This is a genomic window from Streptomyces lateritius, assembly GCF_014649715.1.
Lineage (GTDB): Bacteria > Actinomycetota > Actinomycetes > Streptomycetales > Streptomycetaceae > Streptomyces > Streptomyces lateritius.
Map to the genome: position 1 here is coordinate 493,012 of NZ_BMTO01000002.1, position 17,332 is coordinate 510,343.

Below are 17,332 nucleotides of genomic sequence, written 5' to 3' on the forward strand. Positions count from 1 at the left end.
GACGGTGAACCGCAAGCCGACGCTCGCGGTCGTGGGAGCGACCGGAGCCGTCGGGGCGGTGATGCTCCAGCTCCTGTCGCAGCACGCCGACGTCTGGGGGGAGATCCGACTCCTCGCCTCCCCCCGCTCGGCGGGCCGCAAGCTGGCCGTCCGCGGGGAGGAGACCGAGGTCCTCGCGCTGGACGAGGACGTCCTGGAGGGCGTCGACGTCACTCTCCTCCTGGCGCCCGAGGACGTGGCGGCGCGATGGGCGCCGATCGCGGCCGCCAAGGGCGCGGTCGTCGTGGACACCTCCGCGGCGTTCCGGGCGGATCCGGACGTGCCGCTGGTGGTCCCCGAGATCAATCCCCACGCGGTACGGGTACGGCCGCGCGGGATCGTCGCGAGCCCCGGCTGCTCCACCCTGGCGCTGATCGTCGCCGTGGGCGCCCTGCACGCCGAGTTCGGCGTCGCCGAGTTGGTGGTGACCGCCCAGCAGGCCGCAAGCGTCGCCGGGCAGGCGGGTGTCGCGGCTCTGCGGGAGCAGCTGTCGCTGGTCGCGGGCACCGAGCTGGGTCACCGTCCCGGTGACGTGCGGCGGGCCGTCGGCGACGACACCGGGCCCTTTCCCGGGCCGGTCGCGCTCAATGTACTGCCCTGGTCGGGGACTCCGACCGAGGACGGCTGGTCCTCCGAGGAACTGCGCATCCGCGAGGAGACCCGGAAGATCCTCGATCTTCCCGGACTGCCGGTCGCCGCCACCTGCGTACGCGTACCGGTGGTCACCGCGCACTCCGTCTCCGTCCACGCGCGGTTCGAGCGCCCGGTCACGGTCGGGCGCGCGCACGAGATCCTGGCGACCTCGCCCGGTGTGGTGCTCTACGACGATCCGGCCGCGGGAGGTTTCCCGACGCCCGCCGACGTCGTGGGCACGGACCCCACCTGGGTGGGGCGGGTGCGTCGGTCGATGGACGACGAGCGGGCGCTCGAGTTCTTCGTCTGCGCGGACAACCTGCGCAAGGGTGCGGCTCTGAACGCCCTGCAGATCGCCGAGGCGGTCCGTCCGGAAATCGGCATCGGCTGACCGTTCACTTTTGTAGGATCTGTGAAGCCCCAGTGATCAATTCACCGACAAAGGGCTCTTGAACTGGGGCGATGCCATGTTCGAGGATGCTCTTCCCGCTTGCCGCAACCGGTGGTTGGGCGGGATGCGTCTCTGCGTGCGCCTCTGGGATGTTGGCGCACAACGTGCGGAGAAACCGGGGCATTGGGGAAGAGCGTGTACGCATGAGGGCGAACTGCACACCGTCAAAAACGGTGGCGTACGCGTACAACCCTGACGGGGGGAAGCGTGTCCAACAGGCGTGGCAGAGGTACTCGACATCGCAGCGGTGGTCCCGCTCCGCGGAGTGCGCCCGCTCAGGCGGCCGCGCCCGGCCGGCGGCATGCCGGTGATCGCCCCCATGCCGACCCGAGTCAGGACGGCCGGGGTGACCGGCATTCCGTCGCCGCGCGAGAGCGCTGACAACACCATGGCCGCGGGCACCACCGTCGACCATCTGACCGAGACCTACCGGGCGCACTACCGCTCGCTGCTCGGACTCGCCGCGTTGCTCCTGGACGACACGGCCTCCTGCGAGGACGTGGTCCAGGAGGCGTTCATCCGCGTCCACTCGGCCCGTAACCGGGTCAGGGACCCGGAGAAGACGCTCGCCTATCTGCGCCAGACGGTGGTCAACCTCTCGCGCTCGGCGCTGCGCCGCCGCATCCTCGGACTCAAGCTGCTCTCCAAGCCGATGCCGGACATGGCGAGTGCCGAGGAGGGTGCGTACGACCAGCTGGAGCGCGACGCGCTCATCAAGGCGATGCGCGGGCTGCAGCGGCGGCAGCGTGAGGTGCTCGTCCTGCGGTACTTCGCGGACATGACGGAGGCCCAGGTCGCCGAGACGCTGGGCATATCCCTGGGGTCGGTGAAGGCGTACGGCTCGCGTGGCATCGCGGCGCTGCGCGTCGCGATGGAGGCGACGGCATGAGCTCCGGCGGTACGGGACCCGGCGGTACGAGCGGGCTGCCCGACGGTGAACGCGACGACATGGGACACGAGATTGTGAACGACGGGCCGGACAAGGCGAGGGCCGAGGACCGCCCAGGCGGCGACGGCCCCTTCGCGGACGAGGACGGGCAGGGGCTCTTCGCCGGCGAGGAGCCGGCGCTGCGGAGCCTGCTCCACGGCGCGGTGGCGGACCTCCAGCCCTCCGAGGGCGCACTCGACCATCTGCGCCGTGCGGTGCCCGCGCGGCGCGCCCGCAAGCGGCAGGCCATCGTCGGGATCGCCGCCGCGGCGGTACTGATCGGCACGGCCGTGCCGGCGTTCGTGCACGTGGCCAACTCGGGCGGCATCGCCACCGACCAGTCGGTGAACGCCGGCCACGGTCAGCAGGCGCAGGGCGGCACGGGCACCGGCGCCGAGACCGGCGTCGAGGGCGGCGCGAAGACCGCGGCGCCGTCGGCCGCCACGGTGAGCCCCAGCCAGGGCGAGGCCGCGGGCGCGGGCCGGCCCACCGACGCCGCCCCGGACAAGAGCGGCGGCACGGGCGCCGACGCGACGCAGCCGGTCGAGTCCCAGCCGGACTCCTCGCCGGTCTGCGAAGCCGGCCAGCTGGGCGTCAGCTCCGCGCAGGCGGGCGGCCCCGACGCGGAGGGGAAGGTCTACGGCACCTTCCGCATCGCCAACATCTCCGGCGAGGACTGCGTCGTGAGCGGCGCCGGCAGCATCGGCTTCCAGGCGCTCGGAGCGGCGGACCCGGCCAAGATCACGGTCGTGGAGCACGCGGCCGGAGACCCGGCGAGCGGCCTGCCCGACCCCTCCCAGGAATCGCCCACGCTGATCCTCAAGCCGGACAACGCCTACGAGGTGCGGTTCGCCTGGGTCCCCACGGAGACGTGTCCGACCACAGGCACCCCACCGGACCCGACCACGAGCCCGGACGGCGACGGGACGGGCGGCACGGGCGGCACGTCGGCGGGCGGCGGCGGATCGTCCGGGACGGACTCCACCGGCGAGAACACCGCACCCCAGCTCGGCACGGAGGACGGCACACCGGCGGACGGCTCCATCGCCGTCAGCCACACCGCGGAGCCGGGCAGCCCCCAGGCCGCGACGACGATCCCGAACGCCTGCGCCGGCACGATCTACCGCACCGGAGTGCTCGACGCGTCGTAGAGGGTCAGGCTCTGAGGTTCAGGCCTCGGAGGGGCGAGCCCTCGGAGGGATGAGCACCGGGAGGGCCGGGTCTCAGAGGCCCAGGGCCGCGTCCCGCTCCGCCTCGGCCTCGCGGCGCAGGAGCCGGAACCACATGAAGACGACGAAGCCCGCGAAGACGAACCACTCCGCCGTGTAACCGAGGTTCTGGAAGGCCTTCAGGTCCAGGGACGTCCCGGCCGCGGCGGTCGCGGGAACCGGCGTCAGGCCGGCGGGGGAGTCGGTGAGGGTGACCCAGGCGTCGTAGACCTTGTCCGGCACCACGTTGATCAGCGAGCTCGCGCTGATCATGCCGAGCTGCCCCTCGGGCAGCCCGCCCGCCGCGTGGACACCCTTGCTGCCCGCGTTCTCCGAGGCCTGCAGGGCGCCCACCACGGTGACCTCGCCGGACGGCGGGGCCGGTGCCTTCGCACCGGCCGGCAACCAGCCCCGTACCACCGGCAGCAGGGTGCCGCTGTCCGTCTTCAGCATTGTCAGCACATAGCTGCCGGTACGGCCGTCCAGCTCACGGTCCGGCACCAGGAACTGCCTGCCGTACGTGCCGCTCGCCTCCGCGTGCCGGCCCGAGGTCTCCTTGTCCACCGGCAGGAGCCGCTCCAGCGGTTCCGTCCTCATCGTCCCCGGGTCCGGGGCCCGCTCCGCCTCCTGGTGGGAGTCGACGCGGTCCTCGAACTTGCCCATCTGCCAGGTCCCCATGAACAGGCAGAAAGGGATCGCCAGCAGGACGAAGACATTGATCCCCCACCAGCGGGGCGTTTTCAGGAACCGGTACACCCCTCCACGGTACGCAGTCCGTCTCACCCCCCGACCGGCCGGGTCCCCAGGTGCCGGGCCGCGAAGTCCAGCTCCAGGCGCACCTGCTTGATCCGTTCCTCCACCACCAGCGAGCCGTGCCCCGCGTCGTACCGGTAGACCTCGTGGACCGCGCCGCGCGCCGCCAGCCGCTCGACGTAGTTGTCGATCTGGCGGATCGGGCAGCGCGGGTCGTTGACGCCCGCCGAGATGTACACCGGGGCCGTCACCTTGTCGACGTACGTCAGCGGCGAGGAGGCCTCGAAGCGGTCCGGCACCTCCTCGGGCGAACCGCCGAAGAGCGTGCGGTCCAGCGCCTTCAGGGCCTCCATCTCGTCCTCGTACGCCGTCACGTAGTCCGCCACCGGGACGGCGGCGAGCCCCACCGACCAGGCGTCCGGCTGGGTGCCGAGCCCCAGCAGCGTCAGATAACCGCCCCAGGAGCCGCCCGAGAGCACCAGCTTCGCTGGGTCGGCGAGACCGGAGGCGACCGCCCACTCCCGGACCGCGGCGACGTCCTCCAGCTCGATCAGGCCGACCCGGTGCTTCAGCGCGTCCGTCCACTCCCGGCCGTAGCCGGTCGAGCCGCGGTAATTGACCCGGACCACCGCGTAGCCGTGGTCGAGCCAGGCCGCCGGGCCCGAGGCGAAGGCGTCGCTGTCGTGCCAGGCCGGGCCTCCGTGCACCTCGAAGACGGTCGGGAAGGGCCCCTCGCCGCTCTGCGGCCGCTGCACGAGCGCGTGGATGCGACCGCCGGGCCCCTCCACCCATACGTCCTCCACCGGAACCGAACCGGGCGCCTTGTCGCCCGGCGGGTCGAGGACGACCCCGCCGCCCGTGGAGCGCACCACCGGCGGCATCGCGGCCGAGGACCAGAGGTACTCCACGCTGCCGTCCGGGCGTGCCGTGGCGTCCGACACCGAACCGGCCGGGGTCTCCACCCGGACCAGCGCCCCGGTCGCGATGTCGTACCGCCACAGCTCGCTGCGCGCCTCGAAGCTGTGCACGATGAGCAGGCCCGTGCCGTCCGCGTACCACTCCGCCGACACGTCGCCCGGCAGGTCGAGGCGGAGATCGGTCTCCTCGCCGGTCGCCACGTCCCACAGCAGCGGCTCCCAGCGGCCCCGCCGCTGGTGCCCGACGAGCAGCCGGGTGTCCCCGTCCACCGGAGCGAAGCCCAGCACCGCCAGGCCGAGCTCCTCGGTGCCGCCCTTGGTGTCGTCCAGCTCGGCGACCACCGAGGAGTCCTGGGCCCGCAGCACCCGAAGGGCGGAGTGCATGGCGTCGCCGTGCTCGGTGTGCTCGATGGCGATCAGCGTGGAGTCGTGCGAGAGGTCGCCGACGCCGGCCGACTCGCGGTGCCGGTAGATCTCCACCGGTGCCGCGCCGTCCCGCACGAGATGGACCGTGGAGCCCTCCTCGTCCGTGGAGCGGCCGACGGCCACCGTGCCGTCGCGGCCGATCGCGAGTCCGGCCGGGTAGGAGGGCGCGAGCCCGGGGACCGCGGGCTCGTCCGCCCCGCCGTCGAAGGGCTGCCGCATCCACACCCCGAACTCGTCCCCGTCCTTGTCCGAGAACCACCAGATCCACCGGCCGTCGGGGGAGAGTGTGCCGTCCGTCGTGCCATTCGGCCGGTCGGTGACCTGCCGCTGTCCGCCGCTCGCCCGGTCCCAGGCGTACAGCTCGTACGTGCCCGTCGCGTTGGACACGAACAGGGAACGGTCGGGGGCCTCCTCGGCCCACTCGGGCAGGGACACGCGGGGCGCCCGGAACCGCTGCTCCCAGACGGGGACGTCGATGATCTCGTTGCTCTCACTCATTGCCCCATGATGCTCCTAACCGCCGACGAACCGTCCGCCGCGTCCGCAACCTGTGGATAACCTCTCGGAGCCGAGCCGAGCCGAGCCGAGCCGAGCCTGGTCAGCCCGGGGAATCGTCCGACGGCGATCCCGGCCGGTGTTCGCGCGGGGGAGATTCGCCGGCCGACTTCGACAGACGGTTGCGTACGACGGCGGTGCCGATGGCGCCCGCCAGTGCGGCGGCGCCGAGACCAAGGGCGATCGCGGACGGGCCGGAGTCGGAGACGGCCTCGGCGGGGACGGTGGACGCCGCTTCGGCCGCCGCCCGCAGAGGGTGCAGGTCGAGGGAGTTCAGGTCGAGGGGGCGCATGTCCCCAGGGGAACGGACCGGGGGCCTGCGGGCCACCCGGAGGACCCCGTTCGGGTCAGGGAGGCCGGGCCGGGAGGACACGGCCTAGGAGCCGGTGGTCGCCGTCGGGAGGGTCGAGGGCGTCTCCGCCGAGCCCTCCTCGGGCGCGAGCCAGGCCATGCCGATGAGCAGGAAGACCACGAAGGCGATCCCGCCGGCCACGGCGGCCGTCTTCCTCGGACGGCGCCGGGAGAGGGCCGCGAGACCGCCCTCGCCGCGCGGAGCCTGCCGGGGGTTGTGGGGCCGGGCCGAGGGTCTCGCGGAGGGTCTGTGCTGCGGTGCGGTGTGCTGCCCGGGCCGGGAGCGGGACGGCGTCGGAGTGTGTGCGAGCGGCTGAGCGGGCGGCCGTCCCTGGGGCCGCCCCTGCGGCTGGCGGTGCGACTGCCGCCCCTGCGGCTGGTGCGGCGCCTGTTGCTGATGGAACTGCTGCTGATGGAACTGCTGGTGATGGGACTGCTGCTGATGTGATTGCTGGGGCTGGGGCTGCTGGTACGTGGGCACGTGCGACTGATGTCCGCGCCACGCCCCCGAGGCGAACCAGTCCGCTATCGCCTGCGCCGGAGGACGCTGTTCGGGTTGCTTGGCCAGCAAGGTCAGGAGATACGCCTCGAACGCGGCCGGCAGCCCCACCCCGAGCTGACGCGGCGGCGCCGGCGGCGTGTCGATGTGCTGGTACAGCAGCGCAGTCGCGGTGTCGCCCTGGAACGGCGGTCGCCCGGTGAGGAGTTGGTACAGCACACAGCCGAGCGAGTACACGTCGGAGGCCGGCGACGCCGGCTGCCCCAGGGCCCGCTCCGGGGCGAGGTAGAGGCCGGTGCCGACGATCTGCCCCGTGCTGGTGAGCGCGGCCGAGGGATCGTCGACGAAGCGGGCGATGCCGAAGTCCGCCAGCTTCACCGTCCCGTCGCCGTCCAGCAGCAGATTGCCCGGCTTGATGTCCCGGTGCACCACGCCCTCCCGGTGCGCGGCGGCCAGCCCCGCGGCGGCGTGCGCGGCCACCACGGCGACCCGCTCCGGCGACAGCGCCTGGGGAGCCCCCGCGTCCCCCGCGAGGCTGCTCCCCTCCACCAACTCCATGACGAGGTACAGCTTTCCGTCCCACGTGCCGAAGTCGAAGACTCCCACGACATGCGGATGGCTCAGCCGCGCCGCCGTCTGCGCCTCCAGCCGGAACCGCTCGGCGGCCGACGGATCCGACTCGTGACCCAGCATCAACTTCACGGCCACGGAACGCCCGAGAACCTCGTCGGTGGCCTGCCACACCTCGCCCATGCCGCCACGCCCGACACACATGTGGAGCCGATATCGGTCCGCGACCAGCACCTGAGACCCAGCCTTTCGACGGTCAGCCAACCTGATGACGTTCCAGAGTAGAGCGGCTTGATCCCCACCCGGTCGCCGGATGGCCGCCCGACCCGCACCGGCGACCGCGCGCCGCCGCCGATTCCCGCCGCATGTCACCCTGGACGCCGCGTCGATGACGCGTACACGCAGGGGATCGCACAGGAGGAGGGCCATGGCCGAGGGGGCGCACCGGCGGAACACGTGGTGGGATACGCCGACATCCTGCTCGACGCCTGTGCCACGGGCCGGCGGCTCACCCGGGACGAATTGGAGTCCCGCAGAGCGCAGGGCAAACGGGCCGCGGAGGCGGGACTGACGCTGTGGGGGCTCATCCGCGAGCAATTGGCGGTGGCGCGGGAGATCCAACCCCTGCTGCCCGCGCGGGCCTTCGGTCCTCTCCTTGCCGCCGTCGAGCAGGCGGTGGACGCGTTCGCCGAAGGGTACGAGCAGGCGCAGCAGCAGGCGGTACGGCAGGAGGAGGCCGCGCGGCGGGAGTTCGTCGACGATCTGCTGTACGGGGGCAGTGATCTGGGGCGGCTCGCGGAGCGGGCCGAGCGGTTCGGGCTGCGACTTGCGCAGGCTCATGCCGTGGCGGTCGCTGAGGGGCCCGAACCCTACGGTGACGGCTACCCGGTGGCCCGGGGCATCGAGCAGACCGTCCTCGCCCGCTTCGATAACCGGAAGATCCTGCTGACCACCAAGGACGGCCGGTTGATCTGCGTGGCCCCCGGCGACCAGCCGGACGTTCTGGAGTTCTTCGCGAAGCAGGCGTACGCGGCCACCGACGGCGGCCGTGTCGGGATAGGCCGCTCCCACCATGGAGCCGGCGGAGTCGTCCACTCGTACGAGGAGGCGCTCAACGCCCTCGACCTCGCTGAGCGGATGGGCCTGGAGGGGCCGGTGCTGTACGCGGCGGACCTGCTGGTCTACCCGGTCCTGACGCGGGACCGGCAGGCCATGGCCGACCTGGTGGAGAGTGTTCTCGGACCCCTGCACCAGGACAACGCCCGCCAGGCCGCCGAGCAGGCACGGCTCAAGGCCGAGGAGGAGATCGCCGTCGCGCAGCGGACCCTGTACGTGCGCCAGGCCGAGATCAAGGCCGAGACGGACGCGGCGGCCGCCCAGGCCAACGCCGCCGGTCCGCTGGCCGAGGCCGACCGCCAGCAGCAGATCCTCTCGGAGCAGGAGAAGGTCGCCGAGCGCCAGGCAGCCCTGACCGACCGGCAGCTCGACACCCAGGTCCGCAAGCCGGCCGACGCCCGCCGGTACCAGGCGGAGCAGGAGGCTGAGGCCCTGCGCGTCGCCCGGGTCAAGCAGGCCGAGGCAGAGCGCCTGGCCGCGATCGCCGCGGCCGAGGCGGAGGCCGAGCGGGCCCGGCTGACCGGTGAGGGCGAGAAGCAGCGCCGTTCGGCTCTCGCCGAGGCCGAGGCCGTCGAAGGTGCCAAGCGCGGTGAGGCCGAGCGCGCCTGGCGCGCGGCCATCGCCGAAGCGGTCCGCCTCGAAGGCGACGCGGAGGCCGCCGCCATCGCGGCCAAGGGCTCGGCCGAGGCCGAGGCCATGCGGCAGAAGGCGGAGGCCTTCGAGCGCTACGGTGACGCGGCGATGGTCCAGATGATGGTCGAGGCACTGCCGGAGGTCGTCGCCAAGGCAGCCGAACCGCTGAGTGCCATCGACCGGATGACCGTCATCTCCACCGACGGGGCGAGCAAGCTCTCCCGTACCGTCACCGACAACGTCGCCCAGGGGATGGAACTCCTCGGCGCCACGACCGGAGTCGATCTGGCTCAGCTGCTGAAGGGCCTGACGTCCGGGAAGCCGCCCGTCGCCGTCGAGCCGTCGGCCTCCCACGAGAAGATCGACATCACCGGCTGACGACCACCACCGCCGCTCATTTACCGGCGGAGAGCTCCCCGCTGAGGCTGCCGTGGAGGCGGGCGCTGGCCGTGTTCAGGCCGGTGATCTCGACCCGCTTGCCCCGCTGCGCGTACCGGTGCTCGATCGCGTCCAGCGCGGCCACGGAGGACGCGTCCCAGATGTGGGCCGCGGAGAGGTCGATCACCACCGTGTCGGGGTCGCCGGCGTAGTCGAACCGCCCCACCAGGTCGTTGGAGGAGGCGAAGAACAACTCGCCGGTCACCCGGTACACGACCTGGCCCCCGCCCGGATCAAGGACGGAGACGACGTCCGCCAGATGGGCGACGCGCCTGGCGAAGACGACCATCGCCGTGACGGAGCCGACCACCACGCCCACCGCGAGATTGTGGCTGGCGACCACACAGACCACGGTCACGACCATCACGACGATCTCCCCGGCGGGCATCCGCTTGAGGGTTTTCGGCGCCACGGAGTGCCAGTCGAAGGTCGCGACGCACACCATGACCATCACGGCGACGAGCGCGGCCATCGGGATCTCGGAGACGACCGGCCCCAGGGCGAGACACAGCACCAGCAGGAACGCTCCCGCCAGGAAGGTGGAGAGCCGCGTCCGAGCCCCGGACACCTTCACGTTGATCATCGTCTGGCCGATCATCGCGCAGCCGCCCATGCCGCCGAAGAAGCCGGTGACGATGTTCGCCACGCCCTGGCCGATGGACTCCCGGGTCTTCGAGGACCGCGTGTCGGTGATCTCGTCGACCAGCTTCGCCGTCATCAGCGACTCCATCAGCCCCACGAGAGCCATGGCCAGCGCGTACGGAGCGATGAGCGTCAGCGTGTCCAGGGTGAAGGGCACGTCCGGCAGCCCCGGCACGGGCAGCGCGGACGGCAGCTCGCCCTTGTCGCCGACGGTCGGCACGGCGATGCCCGCCGCGACCGTGATCACGGTGAGGGCGACGATGGACACAAGCGGCGCCGGGACCGCCTTCGTGATCTTCGGGAAGAACACCATCAGCGCGAGGCCGGCCGCCATGAGCGGATAGACGGCCCATGGCACGTCGTACATCTCGGGCACCTGGGCCATGAAGACCAGGATCGCGAGCGAGTTGACGAAGCCCACCATCACCGAGCGCGGAATGAACCGCATCAGCTTCGCCACGCCCAGCAGTCCGAGCGCGATCTGGAAGACGCCCGCCAGGATCACCGCCGCGATCAGGTGGCCCAGCCCGTGTTCCCGGTTGAGCGGGGCGATCACCAGGGCCACGGCGCCGGTCGCGGCGGAGATCATCGCCGGTCGGCCGCCGACGACGGAGATCACCACGGCCATGGTGAAGGAGGCGAAGAGCCCGATCGCCGGGTCCACCCCGGCGATGATCGAGAAGGAGATCGCCTCCGGGATCAGCGCGAGAGCGACGACCAGACCGGCCAGCACTTCCGTCCGCAGCACCTTCGGCGAGAGCGTCCTGGACAGCGCGGACCGCACGGACAGGGAGGGAGGAAACACGGCGACAGACCTCGGGTTCGATCGCGAGAACACGCAGGAAGGGCCTGATCCGCAGTGCGGATCAGGCCCTTGACCTGGTCTTACGAAGTCGGGGTGGCGGGATTTGAACCCACGACCTCTTCGTCCCGAACGAAGCGCGCTGCCAAGCTGCGCTACACCCCGATGTCACTGCTCTGTTGTTCACGTCGCGGCGACATCGATTACTTTAGCCCACCCACGCCCGGAGACGAAATCCGGTTCCCGCCCGCCCGCACCGCAGGTCGGACGCGGTCCGCGCCGACGATCGCCGGCCCGACCGCGCAGACGAACCGCTCAGACGCGTGCGGTCAGCGTGAGCAGGGTCGCCTCCGGCGGGCAGGCGAAGCGGACCGGGGTGTAGCGGTTCGTGCCGCAGCCCGCCGACACGTGGAGGAACGAGGTCCGGCCCTCGACGGTGTGCGTGGACAGCCCCTTCACCCGGTCCGTGTCCAGGTCGCAGTTGGTCACCAGAGCGCCGTAGAAGGGGATGCACAGCTGACCGCCGTGCGTGTGGCCGGCCAGGATCAGCTCGTACCCGTCTGCCGTGAACGCGTCGAGGGTCCGCAGGTACGGGGCGTGGACCACGCCCACCGAGAAGTCCGCGGACAGGTCCGGGCCGCCGGCCACCCGCTCGTAGCGGTCCCGCTTGATGTGCGGGTCGTCCAGGCCGGTGAAGGCGAGCTCCAGGTCGGGCAGCTTCAGCCGGCCGCGCGTGTTGGTCAGGTTCTGCCAGCCGGCCGCGTCGAAGGCCTCGCGCATGCCCTCCCACGGGTTGTGGATCGCGCCCACCACCGGCGCGTTGCCGTTGAGACCGTGGCGGCCCTGCGCCTTCTCCATCAGATAGCGGGCGGGATTGCGCAGCCGCGGCCCGTAGTAGTCGTTGGACCCGAAGACGTAGACGCCCGGGAACTCCATCAGCGGACCGAGCGCGTCCAGGACCTCGGGGACGGCGTCCGTGTCGGAGAGGTTGTCGCCCGTGTTGACGACGAAGTCCGGCCGCAGCCCTGCCAGCGACTGCAGCCACGCCCGCTTCTTGCGCTGACCGCACACCATGTGGATGTCGGAGACCTGAAGGACCCGCAGGTCGCGCATTCCGCGCGGCAGTACGGGGATCGTCACCCGGCGGAGACGGAACGAGCGGGCTTCGAAGCCCGCCGCGTAGACGAGTCCGGCCGCCGCCGTCGCGGTAAGACCTGCCGTGACCTTCAGGGGGATCCCGTACCGTGCGCGCATTCCCCCATCGTCGCAGACGGAGCCGCGCCCTTCGATGCGCGGGCGTCCAGGGGGAGGACGGCGGGGGCCCGGGGCGGGGAGGAGGGCGGGGATTAATGCGCGGGCGTGCACAACGCCCCACCTGACACACTGGGCTGTATGACCACGCTCAAGGCCAAGCTTCAGGACGACCTCAACGCCGCCATCAAGGAGCGCGACGAGCTGCGCTCCTCGACGCTGCGGCTCACCCTCGCCGCGATCACCAAGGAAGAGGTCGCGGGCAAGACCAAGCGCGAGCTCTCCGACGACGAGGTGCAGAAGGTGATCGCCAAGGAGGCGAAGAAGCGCCGCGAGGCCGCGGACGCCTTCGCCCAGGGCGGTCGCGCCGAGTCCGCCGAGCGGGAGAAGGCGGAGGGCGTCATCCTCGACGCGTACCTGCCGAAGCAGCTCAGTGACGAGGAGCTGGAGCAGATCGTCGCCGCGGCCGTCGCCGAGGCCACGGGCGCGGGTCACGAGGGGCCGCGCGCGATGGGCGCCGTCATGAAGATCGTGAACCCGAAGGTGGCCGGCCAGGCCGAGGGCGGGCGTGTCGCCGCCGTCGTGAAGAAGCTCCTCGCCGGCTGACCACCCGCCGCGAGCCGTACGCACCGCCTACGTGCCTGAGGGCGCCCCCCGAGATCGGGGGGCGCCCTCAGGCGTACGTACCGCGACTACCGGTTTCCGCCACCGCCGCCGTTGCCCTGGCCGCGGTTGTTCCCGCCGCCGATCAGGTCCGGCGGGATGGTGATCCCGGGGAAGACGTCCCCGCCGCCCGGCCTCCGGTCGCCCGGCTTGCCGTCGTCGCCCGGCCTGTTCTTGTCCTTCTCCTTGTCCTCCGGCTTCTCGCCGCGAGGCACGGAGATGGGCGCGAAGGACGGCGTCTCGGAGGCGTTCAGCGCCCCGGTCATCGCGATCCGCCAGATCGGACCCGGCAGGCAGCCACCACAGACCTTGTCGTAGACCTCGCCGCCGATGGTGATGTCGTACATCGACGTCTTCTCGCCGACGTCGTCACCCACCCACACCGCCGTGGACAGGTTCGGGGTGTAGCCGACGAACCAGGCGTCCTTGCGGTCGTTGGTCGTACCCGTCTTACCGGCGTTGTCGCGGTCGCTCAGACCCGCCTTCGTACCGGTGCCGTCCTCGACGACGCCCTTCAGCATCTGGTTGATGGTGTCGGCGGTCCGCTCGCTCATCGCGCGCGAGCACTCGCTCTTCGGCACCTTCAGCTTGTCGCCGGCCGCGGTGGTGATGGACTCGATGGCGACCGGGGTGCAGTACGTGCCCCGGTTGGCGAAGGTGGCGTAGACGGCCGCCATGTCGAGCGGGGTCGCCTCCTGACCGCCGAGGGTGATCGACGGAAGCTCCTTGAGCTTCTTGCCGAGTTCCCTCTCGTACCCCATCTTCTTCGCCATCTCGACCGTCTCGCACAGACCGGTCATCTGCTCCAGGTGGGCGAAGTAGGTGTTGATGGACTTGCCGAGCGCGCTCGTCATGTCCCAGGTGCCGGCCTCGGACTCCAGCTCGTTCTGGAGGTCCCAGTCGCCGCCGCCGGCCGGCCCGCCCGCACAGGTGCGGTACGAGTCCATCGGCAGCGAGATCTTCCACGGCGTGGAGAACGACTGAGCGGGGCTCAGACCCTTCTCCAGGGCGGCCGCGGCGGTGATCGGCTTGAACGTCGAACCGACCTGGAAGCCGTAGGTGGTGCCACCCATCTTGCTGCCGACGGCCAGGTTGAGCGTCGTCTGGTGCTGCTTCTGGTCGAGGCCGTACGGACGGGACTGGCCCATCGAGAGGATCTTGCCGCTGCCCGGCTGGACCTGGACGACCGAGGCGGCGACCTTGTCGTCCTCGTAGATCTTCGCGACGGCGGCCTCGTTGGCCGCCTCCTGCGCGCGGGGGTCGAGCGTGGTCCTGACGGTCAGTCCGCCCAGGTTCCACAGCTTCTGCCGCTCCTCGACCGTCTTGCCGAAGACCGGGTCGTTGAGGATGGTCTTGCGGACGTAGTCGCAGAAGAAACCGGCGCCGTCGACGGCGGTGATGCAGCCGTTCTTCGGGCTCTTCACCTTGAGCCTGATCGGCGACGCCTTCGCCCGGTCCGCCTCGGCCTGGCTGATGTCCTTCACGTCGGCCATCCGCTGCAGCACGACGTTGCGCCGCTTGGTGGCCTCCTGGAGGTCGTTGACCGGGTCGTAGCGGCTCGGCGACTGGACGAGGCCGGCCAGCATGGCGGCCTCCTCCACCTTCAGGTCGGCGGCGGGCTTGGAGAAGTAGCGCTGGGACGCCGCCTCGATGCCGTACGCCTGCTGACCGAAGAAGGTGATGTTGAGGTAGTTCTCCAGGATCTTCTTCTTCCCCAGCTCCTCCTCGACCTGGATCGCGTACTTCAGTTCGCGCACCTTGCGGCCGATGGTCTGCTGGGTGGCCTGGGCGACCTTCTCGGGGTCGTCACCCGCCTCCTCGACGAAGACGTTCTTCACGTACTGCTGCGTGAGGGTGGACGCGCCCTGGGCCACGCCGCCCGACTGGGCGTTGCGGTTGATCGCGCGCAGTACGCCCTTGAGGTCGATCGCCCCGTGCTCGTAGAACCGCGAGTCCTCGATCGCGACGATCGCCTTCTGCATGTACGGAGAGATCTTCTCGATCGGCACGACCTTCCGGTCGCGCGAGTACACGGTGGCGAGGTGGCCGCCCTCCGAGTCGAGGATCGTGGTGCGCTGACTCAGCGGCGGTGTCTTCAGGTTGGACGGGATCTCGTCGAATCCCTCGACCGTGCCCTTGGCGGCCAACCCGAGCGCTCCGGCCGCGGGCAGGGCGATGCCCGCCAGCACGGCTCCGGAGAGCACACTGACACCGAGGAACTTGGCGGCCTGCTGGGTCCCGGTCAGACCACCGCCCGAGCGCTTCTTTGCCATGGGGGCAGCCTACGTTCTGAATCGCCGGACACGCGTATATGCCTTGGCCTAAGCTGCTCTCAACTGTCACAGCAGTGTGGTTCTGCATCAAGACCCGGGCGTGACATCGGCAAGAGAACCCATGACCCCGAAGCGTGGGAAGCCCTGCCCGATTCCGCCCCATGCGTCACTCGCCGTCCCAAGTGGCTCCGTCATAACAGGTTGGGTTGTGGCGATCTGACGGTTTCGGCACGTATGTCCTCCGGTCACTCCCCTGGGTGATCTGCCGCGTACGCATAGTCCGTTCGGGCCATTCAAGATTGGGCCCGAAGGGGGTGTTGCGCTGTGCCCACCTTCCGTAACGTCACCAACTGGCAGCGGTGAATATGCCGCTACCGCCGTGGGGGAGCCTCGATTCGGGAGAGGACGGCGCCGGTATGGGCTGGGTAGCTGACTGGAGTGCGCAGGCGGCCTGCCGCACTACCGATCCGGATGAACTTTTCGTGCAGGGAGCGGCACAGAACAGGGCGAAGGCGGTGTGCACCGGATGTCCGGTGCGGACCGAGTGTCTGGCCGACGCCCTGGACAACCGCGTGGAGTTCGGTGTGTGGGGCGGTATGACGGAGCGCGAGCGCCGTGCCCTGTTGCGCCGGCGGCCCACCGTCACCTCGTGGCGGCGACTGCTCGAGACCGCGCGTACGGAGTACGAGCGGGGAGCGGGCCTGCTGCCCGTGGCGATCGAGGACGACGCGACGTACGAGGCGTACGCGGCGGTGGGCTAGACCCACCGGAGCTCGCCAGAGCTCCACCGGAGCTCCGGTGGAGCGGGAACAGCTCAGGCCGAGGGCATGCGCCCGGCCGTGAGCCGGTCACCGATGGCCCGCAGCCCTGCGAGATCGTGTACGTCGCCGGGCAGGGCGGCCACTTCGGCGACCGCCACCTCCGGGTGGAGCGCGGTGAAGCGGTCACGCGTGCGCTGTTCGCGCGCGAGCACCTGCATCCGCTCGGCATGCAGACGCAGGAGACCCGCGGTCAGTTGCTCGATGTCCTGCACTTGCTCGATGTCCTGTACGGCGGGGCCGTACGCGGCTGTGTCGTACGCGGCTGTGGGGGCAGCCTCGTCGTCGTGCGAGGAACGTGCGGCGGCGGTGGCGATGTCTGACGGCTCGGGGGATGTGGCGCGGGAGCCACGCTCACCAGTCTTCCCGGCCGCCTGATCCACCATGCGCCCCTCCTCAAGATTTTCTGCCGCTGCCCGCGCCCGCTCGGCCGACAGGCGGGCGGCGCCGCTGCCGTGGACGCGGTTGAGGACGAGACCCGCCAGCGGCATCTCGTCGGCGGCCAGCCGCTCCACGAAGTACGCCGCCTCGCGCAGCGCGTCCCGCTCCGGCGTGGCGACCACGAGGAACGCCGTCCCCGGCGCCTGGAGCAGCTTGTACGTCGCGTCCGCCCGGGTCCGGAAGCCGCCGAACATCGTGTCCATGGCCGCCACGAAGGTCTGTACGTCCTTCAGGAACTGACCGCCCAGCAGCTTCCCCAGGGTCCCCGTCATCATCGACATGCCGACGTTGAGGAACTTCATCCCCGCCCGGCCGCCCATCTTCGCCGGCGCCATCAGCAGCTTGATGAACCTCCCGTCCAGGAAGGACCCCAGCCGCTTCGGCGCGTCGAGGAAGTCGAGCGCGGAGCGGGACGGCGGAGTGTCGACGACGATCAGGTCCCAGGCGTCCCGGGCGCGCAGCTGCCCGAGCTTCTCCATCGCCATGTACTCCTGCGTCCCGGCGAAACCGGCCGACAGCGACTGGTAGAAGGGGTTCGCCAGGATCGCCCGGGCCCGTTCGGGGTCGGTGTGCGCCTCGACGATCTCGTCGAAGGTCCGCTTCATGTCCAGCATCATCGCGTGCAGTTCCCCGCCGCCCGCCCCCTTGATGCCGTCCACCTTCCGGGGAACGTTGTCGAGCGAGTCGATCCCCATCGACTGCGCGAGCCGCCGCGCCGGGTCGATCGTCAGGACGACGACCCTGCGGCCCCGTTCGGCCGCGCGGACCCCCAGGGCGGCCGCGGTCGTCGTCTTGCCGACGCCCCCGGCACCGCAGCAGACGATGATCCGGGTTCCCGGGTCGTCGATGAGCGGGTCGAGTTCGAGCGTGGGAACGGAGTCGAGGCCGTTCACCGGAAACGGGACGTCCTGCGCCGTCATCTCCG

14 protein-coding genes and 1 tRNA gene are annotated in these 17,332 nt (G+C 71.0%); 6 read left to right on the plus strand and 9 right to left on the minus strand.

Annotation, left to right across the window (positions count from 1 at the left end):
• The first annotated feature begins 4 nt into the window (after positions 1-4).
• From IE136_RS05630 to IE136_RS05640, 3 genes are all read left to right on the plus strand, one after another.
• Positions 5-1,063: an aspartate-semialdehyde dehydrogenase gene (locus IE136_RS05630; RefSeq protein WP_158994431.1), complete on the plus strand. Its 1,059-nt coding sequence runs from the start codon at positions 5-7 to the stop codon at positions 1,061-1,063.
• A gap of 280 nt (positions 1,064-1,343) precedes the next feature.
• Positions 1,344-2,012 (plus strand): SigE family RNA polymerase sigma factor, encoded by a 669-nt coding sequence (locus tag IE136_RS05635; protein WP_158988349.1) that lies wholly within the window; start codon positions 1,344-1,346, stop codon positions 2,010-2,012.
• The gene (locus IE136_RS05640; RefSeq protein ID WP_229818643.1) at positions 2,009-3,202 is read left to right on the plus strand and encodes a hypothetical protein; all 1,194 of its coding nucleotides are present in this window, start codon (positions 2,009-2,011) and stop codon (positions 3,200-3,202) included. Before IE136_RS05635 ends, IE136_RS05640 begins: the two co-directional genes overlap by 4 nt.
• Positions 3,203-3,274: 72 nt before the next feature.
• On the opposite strand, the gene IE136_RS05645 is transcribed toward IE136_RS05640, so the two are convergent.
• The 4 genes from IE136_RS05645 to IE136_RS05660 all read right to left on the minus strand — a co-directional run bounded on the left by IE136_RS05645 (position 3,275) and on the right by IE136_RS05660 (position 7,534).
• On the minus strand, positions 3,275-4,015 hold the full coding sequence (locus IE136_RS05645) for an SURF1 family protein (protein WP_189599689.1): 741 nt from the start codon (positions 4,013-4,015) through the stop codon (positions 3,275-3,277).
• Between the two features lie 23 nt (positions 4,016-4,038).
• Positions 4,039-5,853: a S9 family peptidase gene (locus IE136_RS05650; RefSeq protein ID WP_189599690.1), complete on the minus strand. Its 1,815-nt coding sequence runs from the start codon at positions 5,851-5,853 to the stop codon at positions 4,039-4,041.
• Between the two features lie 100 nt (positions 5,854-5,953).
• The gene (locus IE136_RS05655; protein ID WP_158988346.1) at positions 5,954-6,202 is read right to left on the minus strand and encodes a hypothetical protein; all 249 of its coding nucleotides are present in this window, start codon (positions 6,200-6,202) and stop codon (positions 5,954-5,956) included.
• A gap of 84 nt (positions 6,203-6,286) precedes the next feature.
• The gene (locus IE136_RS05660; protein WP_158988345.1) at positions 6,287-7,534 is read right to left on the minus strand and encodes a serine/threonine-protein kinase; all 1,248 of its coding nucleotides are present in this window, start codon (positions 7,532-7,534) and stop codon (positions 6,287-6,289) included.
• 255 nt (positions 7,535-7,789) lie between these two features.
• On the opposite strand from IE136_RS05660, the gene IE136_RS35355 reads away from it, so the two are divergent.
• Positions 7,790-9,457 (plus strand): flotillin domain-containing protein, encoded by a 1,668-nt coding sequence (locus IE136_RS35355; protein WP_229818644.1) that lies wholly within the window; start codon positions 7,790-7,792, stop codon positions 9,455-9,457.
• Between the two features lie 16 nt (positions 9,458-9,473).
• On the opposite strand, the gene IE136_RS05675 is transcribed toward IE136_RS35355, so the two are convergent.
• The 3 genes from IE136_RS05675 to IE136_RS05685 all read right to left on the minus strand — a co-directional run bounded on the left by IE136_RS05675 (position 9,474) and on the right by IE136_RS05685 (position 12,215).
• Positions 9,474-10,964 (minus strand): SulP family inorganic anion transporter, encoded by a 1,491-nt coding sequence (locus IE136_RS05675; RefSeq protein WP_189599691.1) that lies wholly within the window; start codon positions 10,962-10,964, stop codon positions 9,474-9,476.
• 88 nt (positions 10,965-11,052) lie between these two features.
• Positions 11,053-11,126: transfer RNA gene (locus tag IE136_RS05680), tRNA-Pro, on the minus strand.
• Positions 11,127-11,276: 150 nt separating this feature from the next.
• Positions 11,277-12,215: a metallophosphoesterase gene (locus tag IE136_RS05685; RefSeq protein ID WP_158988343.1), complete on the minus strand. Its 939-nt coding sequence runs from the start codon at positions 12,213-12,215 to the stop codon at positions 11,277-11,279.
• Between the two features lie 138 nt (positions 12,216-12,353).
• Between IE136_RS05685 and IE136_RS05690 the strand changes: the two genes are divergently transcribed.
• Positions 12,354-12,818 (plus strand): GatB/YqeY domain-containing protein, encoded by a 465-nt coding sequence (locus IE136_RS05690; protein ID WP_158988342.1) that lies wholly within the window; start codon positions 12,354-12,356, stop codon positions 12,816-12,818.
• An 86-nt stretch (positions 12,819-12,904) separates the two neighbouring features.
• On the opposite strand, the gene IE136_RS05695 is transcribed toward IE136_RS05690, so the two are convergent.
• Entirely contained in the window at positions 12,905-15,148 is a 2,244-nt protein-coding gene (locus tag IE136_RS05695) for a transglycosylase domain-containing protein (protein WP_158988341.1), read from the minus strand.
• A 416-nt stretch (positions 15,149-15,564) separates the two neighbouring features.
• Here IE136_RS05695 and IE136_RS05700 point away from each other — a divergent pair, with 416 nt between their 5' ends.
• Positions 15,565-15,909: a WhiB family transcriptional regulator gene (locus IE136_RS05700; protein ID WP_015034550.1), complete on the plus strand. Its 345-nt coding sequence runs from the start codon at positions 15,565-15,567 to the stop codon at positions 15,907-15,909.
• Between the two features lie 53 nt (positions 15,910-15,962).
• Here the strand turns inward: IE136_RS05700 and bagB are convergent, their stop codons facing one another.
• Positions 15,963-17,327: an ATPase BagB gene (bagB, locus tag IE136_RS05705; RefSeq protein WP_189599767.1), complete on the minus strand. Its 1,365-nt coding sequence runs from the start codon at positions 17,325-17,327 to the stop codon at positions 15,963-15,965.
• Positions 17,328-17,332: the final 5 nt, after the last annotated feature.